This window comes from Veillonella montpellierensis, from assembly GCF_947090115.1.
GTDB lineage: Bacteria > Bacillota > Negativicutes > Veillonellales > Veillonellaceae > Veillonella > Veillonella montpellierensis.
In genome coordinates this window covers 48089-59882 of the sequence record NZ_CAMUMS010000010.1, presented here as the reverse complement: position 1 = coordinate 59882, position 11794 = coordinate 48089, and the positions used below count along the sequence as shown (strand labels likewise).

The 11794-nt window shown below is 35.5% G+C and carries 10 protein-coding genes; 6 read left to right on the top strand and 4 right to left on the bottom strand.

Annotation, left to right across the window (positions count from 1 at the left end; genetic code table 11):
• Together narJ and narI are read left to right on the top strand one after the other, a co-directional pair.
• Complete coding sequence (gene narJ, locus P6940_RS06470) at window positions 1-519, top strand: nitrate reductase molybdenum cofactor assembly chaperone (RefSeq protein WP_028257756.1); 519 nt, start codon at window positions 1-3, stop codon at window positions 517-519.
• A gap of 1 nt (window position 520) precedes the next feature.
• Window positions 521-1186, top strand: a complete 666-nt coding sequence (gene narI / locus P6940_RS06465; protein WP_277293542.1) for a respiratory nitrate reductase subunit gamma — start codon at window positions 521-523, stop codon at window positions 1184-1186.
• 219 nt (window positions 1187-1405) lie between these two features.
• Here the strand turns inward: narI and P6940_RS06460 are convergent, their stop codons facing one another.
• Entirely contained in the window at window positions 1406-2749 is a 1344-nt protein-coding gene (locus P6940_RS06460; protein ID WP_277293541.1) for an MFS transporter, read from the bottom strand.
• 205 nt (window positions 2750-2954) lie between these two features.
• Between P6940_RS06460 and P6940_RS06455 the strand changes: the two genes are divergently transcribed.
• The 4 genes from P6940_RS06455 to P6940_RS06440 all read left to right on the top strand — a co-directional run bounded on the left by P6940_RS06455 (window position 2955) and on the right by P6940_RS06440 (window position 6948).
• A complete protein-coding gene (locus tag P6940_RS06455) occupies window positions 2955-3629 on the top strand; it encodes a Crp/Fnr family transcriptional regulator (protein ID WP_277288355.1) in 675 nt (224 codons plus the stop codon).
• 566 nt (window positions 3630-4195) lie between these two features.
• Window positions 4196-5371 carry a pyridoxal phosphate-dependent aminotransferase gene (locus P6940_RS06450; protein ID WP_277293540.1) on the top strand — a complete coding sequence of 392 codons (1176 nt, stop codon included), beginning with the start codon at window positions 4196-4198 and terminating at the stop codon, window positions 5369-5371.
• 414 nt (window positions 5372-5785) lie between these two features.
• Window positions 5786-6334 (top strand): hypothetical protein, encoded by a 549-nt coding sequence (locus tag P6940_RS06445; protein WP_277293539.1) that lies wholly within the window; start codon window positions 5786-5788, stop codon window positions 6332-6334.
• A 95-nt stretch (window positions 6335-6429) separates the two neighbouring features.
• A complete protein-coding gene (locus P6940_RS06440) occupies window positions 6430-6948 on the top strand; it encodes a biotin transporter BioY (protein WP_231562217.1) in 519 nt (172 codons plus the stop codon).
• 703 nt (window positions 6949-7651) lie between these two features.
• Here the strand turns inward: P6940_RS06440 and ychF are convergent.
• The 3 genes from ychF to P6940_RS06425 all read right to left on the bottom strand — a co-directional run bounded on the left by ychF (window position 7652) and on the right by P6940_RS06425 (window position 11694).
• Window positions 7652-8758: a redox-regulated ATPase YchF gene (ychF, locus tag P6940_RS06435; protein ID WP_277293538.1), complete on the bottom strand. Its 1107-nt coding sequence runs from the start codon at window positions 8756-8758 to the stop codon at window positions 7652-7654.
• 513 nt (window positions 8759-9271) lie between these two features.
• Window positions 9272-10243, bottom strand: coding sequence for a diaminopimelate dehydrogenase (locus tag P6940_RS06430; protein ID WP_028257749.1), 972 nt, complete (start codon window positions 10241-10243; stop codon window positions 9272-9274).
• A 221-nt stretch (window positions 10244-10464) separates the two neighbouring features.
• A complete protein-coding gene (locus P6940_RS06425; protein ID WP_028257748.1) occupies window positions 10465-11694 on the bottom strand; it encodes an LL-diaminopimelate aminotransferase in 1230 nt (409 codons plus the stop codon).
• Window positions 11695-11794 lie beyond the last annotated feature (100 nt).

Here is an 11794-nt window from a genome sequence, read left to right as displayed (position 1 = left end):
ATGATAGACCATAGCAAAACGTTACAGATAATTTCGTATTTATTAGAATATCCAGATGCAGAGTGGCGTGAGGAGTTTTCTCTTTATCGTCAGATGCTTGGTGAGGTTAGTGTCCCTCAAAATCGCGATGCATTGGCAGAGTTTTTTGATTATGTAGAAGAACAAGGATTTGCTGCATATGAAGAAGAATATGTACGGAGTTTTGATTTTTCACAAAATACTAACTTATATTTAACTATGCATGATCGTACTGATTTTGGAAAGCAAGCGAATGAAATGGTTGTATTTAAACAAATGTTTTTGGATCATGGATTTGATATTACCAATGAACTACCAGATTATTTACCTGCTATTCTAGAATTAGCCAGTACATTAGATAGACGTGAAGCTTTTACTGTATTAGCATTTGCAAAGCAGAAAATTGAGTTATTGCGCAATCGATTAATCAAAGCTAAATTACCGCATGTATTTTTGCTAGATGTCGTATTAACTGTTATGACGCGATTGGAGGAACAGTAAGATGAAACTATTTATCTATGGCATATTACCATATATTGCTCTAACAGTATTTTTGGCAGGTACTATTCTTCGCTATGTATACTTTGAAAGAAATTGGACGACCAAGTCCAGTGAATTCTTATCTAAATCAGATATTCGCTATTCAAATAATATTTTTCATGCCGGGCTTATTATGGCTTTTGGTGGTCATGTAATCGGATTATGTATTCCTGAAAGTTGGACGTTATCGATAGGCATGACTAATGAGGTGTATCATTTCGTATCGTTAGCAGGAGGATTACCAGCGGCAATATTGATTATTATTGGCTATATATTACTCATGAAACGGAGATTTACCAATCCCTATCTTCGAGCAAATACGAGTCGCATGGATATAGTATTATATATTCTATTAGGAATTACATTACTTACCGGTTGTAGTTCTACCTTGTACAATATGGTTAATCATTTTGATTATCGTCAATTCATTTCTCCATGGTTTAGATCGTTGTGGATGTTATCACCAGACATAGAACTGATGGAACATATTCCTATGATATTTAAGATTCATATGGTATCGTGGCAATTGTTAGCGATTGTGTTTCCCTTTACTCGTTTAGTTCATTGCTTGAGTTTTCCTTTTACCTATTTACGTCGTAGTCCTATCGTATACAGGAAAAATAAATAGTAACGACGACGGGATGGTATTGTAGAGATAGCATGATAGTGTAGGATATATTCTACTAGAAAATTTAATATGGACCTATAAAACAATCTTACATAAGAATTTAATAGATTATAGTAATAGAAAATCTAAGAAAAGCATACAAGGCTATGACATAATTGTCATAGCCTTGTATGCTTTTCTATATCAAAGGTAGTAACTATTACTATAAAGTTATGGGTATTAGGCTTTGATGCTAGCACCTTTACGAGCATAATATATCCAAGTGATGATAGTTGAAATAAGCGTAAAGGCGATTAATACATAGAATGCAGGTGCTACTTCTCCAAAATTACTATAAGCAATGCCGAATAATTTAGGAATAAAGAATGCTCCATAGGCTGCTACAGAAGCAGTGAATCCAGTAACTAACGATGCTTGTAGATTATCAGGGAATACAAAGGGAATCATGCGGAAAATAGCACCATTGGCAAATCCAGTGGATAAAAATAGTATCATAAACGATATAAAGAACAAGATAAAGTTATGAACTTGAATACCTGTTAATACACCAATGGCTGTTACTAATAATAGTAATAGACTCCAGAATGTAACAGAGGCGCCACTATTCACTTTATCAGCAAGCCAACCGCCAACGGATCGAAGACTAGCGCCGATAAATGGTCCCAAGAAGGCGGCAAAGCTAAAGGATACTTCTGGAAATTCTTTGGCTACTAAGATAGCTAATGCGGCAGAGTAACCGATGAAAGAACCAAAACCACAAGTGTACAACCAGGTTAATAGCCAAGTGTGCTTGTTGCTTATAATCGAAAGAATCGCTTTTGGATTTGGTTTTGGTGTAGGAAGATCATCCATAAATAGAGCAATTAATAATAATGTGATGATAATAGATGATACACCAAAATAAGAAAGATTTTGCAAATATAAAATATTGCCATTGGTAGTTACGAGACCATTACCTAATAATCCACCAAAGCTTAAACCAGTTACGATAGGACTGGCTAAGAAGATGACTGAGACACCTAAATTACCAAGACCACCATTAATACCAGCAGCAGTCCCTTTTTTTGCTTTTGGAAAGAAGAATCCAATATTGGCCATAGAAGAAGCAAAGTTGGCACCAGCTAAACCTAATAGAGCTACAATGTAAAAGAATGTGTCATAGGATGTGCTAGTATCGCCCAAAGCTTGATCAAGCCAGATGATAGGAATTAATAGGATAGCTGTTGAGATAAATGTCCATGTTTTACCGCCTAACAATCCGGGCATATAGGTATAGACAAAACGAAATGTAGCACCTACTAAACCAGGTAAGGCAGCTAATGAAAAAATTTCTGCATCGGTAAAATGAAAACCTACCTTATTGAGATTGGCGGCAATGGTAGCCCATAACGTCCATGCAACGAAGGCAATTAATAAGGACCAAGTGGATGTCCATAGATTTTGTGTAGCAATTTTTTTACCAAATTGTTCCCAAAATTCAGGGTTTTCAGGTTCCCAATGAGCTAATATTTGCTTTCGTGTAGGGTGACTCCCTAATATATTCATTACATTTGTATCACTCATAGCATCTCCTCCTACGTATTTACTATACAATTACCGTGATTTTATGTGTTATATTTATAAATAGCTCTAGGAATATTATATAGTACTCTAGTCCAATTCAATGTAATAAATATCACATTACTATCAATTCTATAAATAGTAAGAATGGTAAATACAGAACCATAGATTTTGTGATATGATAATACTATAGGGTAAGGAGGTAGGTATGGATTCATTAGTTCGACAATTATATGAATTGCCTGGGAGAATCATCAAATTACATGCAAATGAATATTTGTTTACAGAAGGTGAAGAAGCACGCTATTTTTATATAGTTCGGTCTGGGCAGATTTTTATTACTAAAAATTCAGGTACGGGTAGAACATTGTCACTACGGTTAGCACAAGCTGGTAGTATTATTGGAGAATTAAAATTATATGATGGTACAGGTGGATATTTGTTTAATGGTGTAGCACAAAGTCCATCAGAAGTATATGCCATTGAAATTCCTTGCTTAGAACGTCATTTGGAAAAACATCCTAAGTTAGCGATTGCTTTATTGAAAATTTTTAGTAAGCATATGAGAAAACAACATTCTAAATTTAGAGATTTATTATTATATGGTAAAAAGGGAGCTTTATATTCAACCTTAATTCGATTGGCGAATAGCTATGGAAAGCAAGAAGCAGGGGGGATTTTGATTTCTGTACCGTTAACGAATCAAGAGTTGGCAAACTATTCGGCTACCGCTCGTGAAAGCACGAATCGCATGCTTACGGAACTTAGAAAACAAGATGTGATTGAGTATCGAGGCCATTTAATTTTTATTAAAAATTTATCCTATTTAAAAGAGGCCATTCAATGCGAAGATTGTGATAGAGAAATTTGTAATATTGAATAATGTATACAGCGCTATATGGTTAGTCATTGAATGAATCTAAAATAGTCATAGATGATAATGATTTCTAAGAATTTATGAGAAAATGTTAGTTTTTATGAATGACATTGATGTGGATGTGTAAAGCTCTTACAGTGATAACTATATTTCATTATGATGCTACATGTCATGGTAATATGAATTGTTATGTTTGGTACCTTTCTAGTAGGCCTTATCGTATATAATTCTATAGGCAAATTATATACGGCGAGGAAACTACAGTTCTTTTCATAATACAATATAGAGATTAGTTGATTATACATAATTAACTAATCTCTATTTTTAATGGGTAGGTTAGATTGTAATGTGCTATGGATATATTAATGAAATTATTTTATTAGCTTTCAGGTATATACATTTGGCATGACGTGTTACATACAAATGGTCGTTTCAGTATAGTTAATGTCGATAGGATTCACTTTTAGTATGTGATGGTGTATAATACTATATTGTTTATCTATGAATAGCATAGTGATTATTATTGTATTCTTATCATATCATGTTATAAATAAAGAGAAAGAAGAGATATTATGAAAGAATTAAGTAGACGTACAGCCACTTTTACCGATTCAGTTATTCGTCGCATGACAAGAATTGCTAATCAATATGGAGCTGTTAATTTATCCCAAGGGTTTCCAGATTTTGATCCACCTAAAGAAATTACCAAGCGATTGGCAGAAGTAGCACTAGAAGGTCCACATCAATATGCAATTACCTGGGGCGCTCAAAATTTTAGAGAAGCATTAGCGAAAAAACATGCTCATTTTTCGGGGATGACAGTTGATCCTAATCGTGAAATAGTAGTCACTTGTGGTAGTACGGAAGCCATGATGGCAGCGATGATGACGATTGCTAATCCAGGGGATAAAGTAGTTGTTTTTTCTCCATTTTATGAAAATTATGGAGCTGATACTATTTTATCTGGGGCAGAACCAATTTATATTCCGTTGGTACCTCCGAGCTTTCACTTTGATGCGGATTTATTAGAACAAGCATTTAAAGATGGTGCTAAGGCGCTTGTGTTATGCAATCCTTCAAATCCGTGTGGTAAAGTATTTACCGCTGAAGAATTACAAGTAATTGCTGAATTAGCCATTAAATATGATGCCTATGTAATTACTGATGAAGTGTATGAACATATTTTATATAAACCTAATACACATGTATATATGTCCACATTGCCAGGTATGCGGGAACGTACTATTATTTGTAACTCCTTGTCAAAAACATATTCGATTACTGGTTGGCGCCTAGGGTACGTAATCGCTTCTCCAGAAATTATAGATCGCGTTAAAAAAGTACATGATTTCTTAACGGTAGGTGCTGCAGCACCATTGATGGAGGCAGCTGTAGTAGGCCTTAACTTTAAAGATGATTATTATGAAGAATTACAAAATCATTATACTCATATGAAAGATGTATTCGTAGGAGGTCTACACAATCTTGGTATGAATTATACAGAGCCACAAGGTGCATATTATGTCATGATGGACGTATCTGAATATGGCGTTACAGACGATGTGGCTTTTGCCGAGTGGATGACACAAGAAGTTGGCGTTGCTACTGTACCTGGTTCTAGTTTCTTTCATGAAGATGTACATCACTTAGTACGGTTTCATTTCGCTAAGGAAGATGCTACCTTATATAGTGCATTAAATCGTTTAGAAACGGCGATGAATGCTACCAATGTAAGTTGGCGATTATAAGCACTAATTTTTCAAGGATAAAGTGCTTTTTAATTCTGTCATGTTAGCATGATTGATAGTAGATGGAAATAGATCCAATGTATGAATGAAAGTGTATAGAAACCATAGAATTGTTATTTAGAATACTTTCATAACTAGTGCCTGACTGCTATACAGCAGTCAGGCACTAGTTATATCTGTTACAGCATAGGCGTAAATGAAGAGGACTCTTAGTAAACTTTCATTGTAGGTATACTAGACTATTGCGAATGATTCATCGAATTCATAGGGGTGCTCACATAGATCTTTACAGTTTTTGATATACCCTATAGTGCAGACATAGAGAATGAGTGGGGCCTATTGTTAACACAATAAATAGGGAATTAGTTGACTATATAATTCATGTCATTTATAATCATACAGAGAGGTGATATCATGCGTGACTTGTTTAAAGCATTAACCACATGTGAGGTACCTTTTTATAATCCTATTGTAATTACGAGACTAGAGTGGACATCTCTTCATGATTCCAATGAATTGCAAAGGGATATATTACAACAGTCATCTAGACTCATTTCAGTTCAACTTGTTAATCATGAAGGTACGCTAATCGTGCAGATGATGAAGCATCAAAGTCAAACAAGTCAACTGAATAGGAAAGAATACGTTCGTAAGGTGACTGATGATACTCATAGAATGGGGACTTTCATAGAGAAGCAAATGGTAATCACCAAAGATGAAATTATTGATTTCGTTCATGATGTAGGTGATACTAATCCCATTCATCGACAAGTGCCGTATATTGTGCCAGGCTGCCTTATATTAGAGCGTTTACATAAAGAATTACCGACGGTTAGACGCTGGAAGTTGCGTTTTTATCATGCGTTATATGCAGGAGAACCTTTTCTGATTAGAGGGAGCGCATCGTCTATGATTGGCAGTGTGGGGCCTAGAAAAATTGTGGCGATAGATTATACATCATAATCGTTATAATCCTATAGGTAAGAGAGACAAATTAATTACTTTTATTACTGTGATGAAAGGTATGTGAATGACATGCCTAATAGAAAGAGGTAACTATGATTGATGTACGAACATTAACGAAAATGGCATTATTATTAGCATTAATGTGTATTTCTGCATTTTTATCATTTCCGAATCCGTTGACACCAGGCATGATGACAACATTGTTAACGTTGATTATGTGCTTAGTAGGTTTTATGTTACAACCTAAACAAGCATTTATTGTATTAGCCGGGTATGTTATATTAGCCTCGTTTGTGCCTGTCTATGTGGGTGGTCGTATTGCTAATATTTTTGGACCTACTGGTGGCTATATTTTGAGTTGGCCTATTGCCTATACTGTATTGAGCTTGTTAAAGGGACATACTTCTAGTTTCTGGCAATACACATGGCGTTCGATTGTCATTACGATTCCTTTAGTACATATTGGTGGTATTGCAGGATATATGTTATTCACTGGCATGGGACTTCATCAGCTATGGGCAGCATTCCTTCTTGTGTCTGCGCCATTTATTCCTACAGATATTGTGAAATGTATTATCGCTGCTTGGTTGGCTACTAAAATTAAAATTTAAGACTTATCATTTTCTAGTTGCGTTATCGCACAGAAATTGCTAGTACCTTTATGGTGGTGAAAGTAAGCTAATTTATAAGGTATCGTTCCACAGGTCTATATGCCAGTAATTTTCACATGTGCATTAACAATGATTCCCTATAGGGGCTTCCTTAGGATGACACTATTTTTTATTACTAGTGATGTACTTGCATTATATAGGCGGAGTATGTAATAAGAGTGTAGATATCAGTTCTTATTTGTGAACACAACATGAGGCATGTAGGATTGACATGATGTCTATACACGGTGTTACAGATATGGCGAAACAGTTGATATGAAAAGAGATAGTTTTGATGATGCTACTATAGTTTACTAGTAAAATTAGTGCTTAATGAAAGCTATCTTATGTAACTATAGTTAGCGTATCTTATGGATATGGTATATTAGAAAAAGATAGTTAATAAAGAATGGAACGAGAAGAGATTGTTTCTTTGCACAAAATGATATTTCAATAGTAAAACTAGTTGGCGAGATTCTGCCAATTCGCTATTAATATATGGGAAGTAGCTTTGTTTATAATCACATATTAATGAAAAGATCCTTTTAGATTTTTTTCTTATTAAACGATAAAACCAGAGGCAAGTTGATGTTTTTTCATCAACTTGCCTCTGGTTTTATGCTATTTTATTACAGTTTCGTTTACATAAGAGGGGATGTAGTTATTACACATTAAATCTAAAGTAGGTTACATCACCATCTTGCATGATATACTCTTTGCCTTCTAGGCGAGCAAGACCTTTTTCTTTAGCTACTTTTTCACTGCCACAAGCGGCTAATTCGTCAAAAGAAACGATTTCAGCACGAATAAATCCCTTTTCAATATCGGAATGAATTTTACCAGCAGCTTGTGGTGCTTTAGTGCCCTTTACAATTGTCCAAGCATGGGTTTCCTGAGGCCCTGCAGTGAAATAGTTGATGAGTCCAAGTAGGGAATAGCTAGCTTTGATTAATTTATCGAGTCCACTTTCAGTGAGACCAATTTCTTCTAAGAACATAGCCGCTTCTTCATCGGATAATTCTGCAATTTCAGCTTCAATGCGAGCAGACACGACAACACAAGTAGAGCCTTCTTTAGCAGCATAGTCTTGTACGTGTTTTACATAGTCGTTTTGCGAGTAATCAGCTACTTCGTCTTCAGCTACATTAGCCACGAATAAAGAAGGCTTAGCTGTTAATAGATTTAATTCTTTTAGCATATCTAGTTCTTCTTCAGTAAGGCCTATGGCACGAACTGGAGTAGAGTTTGTTAAATTATCTATAACACGTTCTAGGACAGGCATTTCAGCGCGCGCATTTTTGTCGCCAGATTTAGCAATTTTTTCAATGCGTTGTTTACGTTTTTCTACAGTATCTAAATCGGCTAAGCATAGTTCAATGTTAATGATTTCAATATCTCGTAATGGATCAATAGAACCAGCTACATGGGTAATGTTAGGGTCATCAAAACAACGAATGACTTGGGCAATGGCATCAACTTGACGGATATGGCTTAAAAATTTATTACCGAGTCCTTCGCCTTTAGAAGCACCAGCTACAAGACCTGCTATATCAACAAAACGCATGGCAGCAGGAATGATTTTTTTGGATGCGTACATAGTGGCTAATACTTGTAATCGTGCATCGGGCACATCAACTACACCTACATTAGGCTCAATAGTACAGAAAGGATAATTAGCTGCTTCTGCACCAGCTTTTGTAATGGCATTGAATAATGTACTTTTACCGACATTAGGAAGACCTACAATACCTACTTCAAGATTTGTACTCATGTTTTACCACCTTTGTTATTGTAAATGACTAGAGTGACTAGTATTATGAAAGAATAAATTAGTATTTGTTTATTAGATTTGTTTACGAACATATATTATATCATATATTGTGTGTAAATATATATCTTTATCGTGATTATTTAGATAGAGTCTGTGAGTTAGTGTTTTTAAGCATGTACAGATGGTGTTTTAATGATATATAGATATACTAAACATTGCTTGTAGTGTTGTGGCGTTACTATGATCATTGTATGTATGCTAGCTAGTATGTCAAAGAATTTTATCAGGACATGAACAAGATGAAACCATTAGAAAGCGGTAGACATCGATGTTTTAATAAACTATGATTGGTAATGCTTATATACTGCAGCATAACGATTTTAAGAAATGACTACATGGATATTCATGGTATGAATCATTGTAAGAAACAATGATTCGATCGGGACTTAGTATATACAATAATAGTGAGGCACTATCATAGGACAGTACCTCACTAAATGAATCATTCATTGTTTATAAGGAGTGAGCTCGCAATTCCTCAGCACTATGTGGTGATAGCCAAGCAGGAGCAATATCAAATACAGTGTAAGCTCCTTTTCCGCCATGGTTAGCTAAACGATATAAACCACGACTATAAGCAACGAGTACAGCACCAGTAAATTCTGGATTTGAGTCTAATGTTAACGAGTATTCAATTACGTGACGAGTACCTTTTTTTGTTTCCCCTGAACGAAGGACGAAGCCACCATGAGGAATTCCTTTGTGATGGGTATCTAGTTCTTCTTGTGAAATAAAGTGTACAGTTGTTTCATAGCCAACAAAATAATTTTTCATTGTTTTGATAGATTGTTCAATTTTCTGTTTATCAGCACCATCTGCGGCAACTACATAACATTCACGAGTGTGCCCTGTATACGCGTCAACAGTTGGTGTTTGCCCATGACGAATTTCATCTAATAAATTTTCTTTTGGACAAGTATATTGACGGGCATCAAGCACACCATCTATACGACGAATCGCATCAGAGTGACCTTGACTTACACCACGTCCCCAAAATGTATAAGATGTTCCTTGCGGTAAAATACTTTCTGCATATACGCGGTTTAGAGAGAACATACCTGGATCCCATCCACAGGAAATGATGGCTGTGTGGCCATTAGCTTTTGCTACTTTGTCAACGTTTGCAAAATGTTCAGGAATCTTAGCATGTGTATCAAAACTATCGATACAGTTAAAATGTTTTGCAACCATTGGTGTTTGTTCCATTAAATCAGTTGCTGAACCACCGCATAGTATCATTACATCAATTTTCCCTTTGAAAGTAAGTAGCTCATCCATACCATAAACAGGTACGCCACTCACACTTGTAATACCACTACGACGGGAGAAAATAGCGACTAACTCCATATCTTTCTGTAAATGTAGTGAAGTTTCAACGCCGCGTGCTAAATTGCCATATCCGACAATACCAATTTTAATACTCATAATATCACTCCTTTAGTCTTTAATGCTTAGTGAATACTTTTATTATACAAAATTACTGGGAAGAAGTATATGAAGGATATAGTTAGGAAAGGTAGATATGACAAAGTACTTTCCTAGTAATGCTATACATTGTATTAGGAAAGTACTTTTTCGGTAAGGGGATTACATTGTTAAAAGTTGTAATTTATTTTTTATTTGGTGTTATAGAGGGGTAATCAATATTAAAATCGCAATGTTTTAATACGTTCGACGGCACGAACAGTATTTTCACGGCTGCCGAAAGCAGTTAATCGTAAATATCCTTCACCACATGGACCGAAACCAGATCCTGGAGTAGATACGATATGCACTTTTTCTAATAATACATCAAATAATTCCCAACTAGTCATGGTACCTGGTGTTTTTAACCAAATATATGGAGCATCAACACCACCATATACAGTTAAGCCAATCGATTCTAAGCCTTCTTTGATAATACGGGCATTTTCTTTGTAGTAGGCGATATTAGCACGTGTTTGTTTTTGACCTTCTGGTGTATACACTGCTTCGGCGCCGCGTTGAATAATATAAGGAACGCCATTGAATTTAGTACATTGACGACGATTCCATAGAGGTTGTAATGCTTGGCGTTTACCATCTTTTGTGCGTGCTGTTACTTCCTTCGGTACTACTGCATAGGCACAACGAGTTCCTGTAAAACCAGCTGTTTTAGAGAATGAACGAAATTCAATAGCTACATCCTTAGCACCAGGAATTTCGTAAATGGATTTCACTGTATCTTCGGTGCTAATAAATGCTTCATAAGCAGAATCAAACATTAAAATTGTATCATTTTCTTTACAGTAAGCAATCCATTCAGCTAATCGTTGGCGAGATAATACTGTGCCAGTTGGATTATTAGGAGAACATAAGTAGACGATATCTACATGGGAGGTAGGAAAGTCAGGAGAAAAATTATTCTCTGCATGTGTTGGTAAATACACAACGTTTTCAAAAATACCATCTACAGCTTTGCCAGTACGACCAGCCATTACATTAGAATCTAAGTAGACAGGATATACGGGGTCAGTGATAGCGATAATATTGTCTTCACTAAATAGTTCTTGAATATTTCCTACATCTGTTTTAGCCCCATCGGACACAAATATTTCATCTATGGAAATATCTAATCCTAATGGTGCATAATCACCATTTACGATGGCTTGGCGTAAAAACTCATAACCTTGTTCTGGGCCATAACCACGGAATGTATCGGCATTAGCCATTTCATCAACAGCTTTATGCATGGCTTGAATCACAGCAGGAACTAGAGGTAGTGTCACGTCTCCGATGCCAAGTCGAATAATATCTGCATCAGGATGTTTTTCGCTATAGTCACTCACTTTGCGCGCAATATTTGCAAATAAATAAGATCCTTGCAAATTTAAATAATTTTCATTTACATATGCCATAATCGAACTCCTTTGTATCTATTATCATAAGTAATTACTGTATAATCGATAACATTATACTATGGACTTGGAGGGACTACAAGATAAAAACAGAAGCATC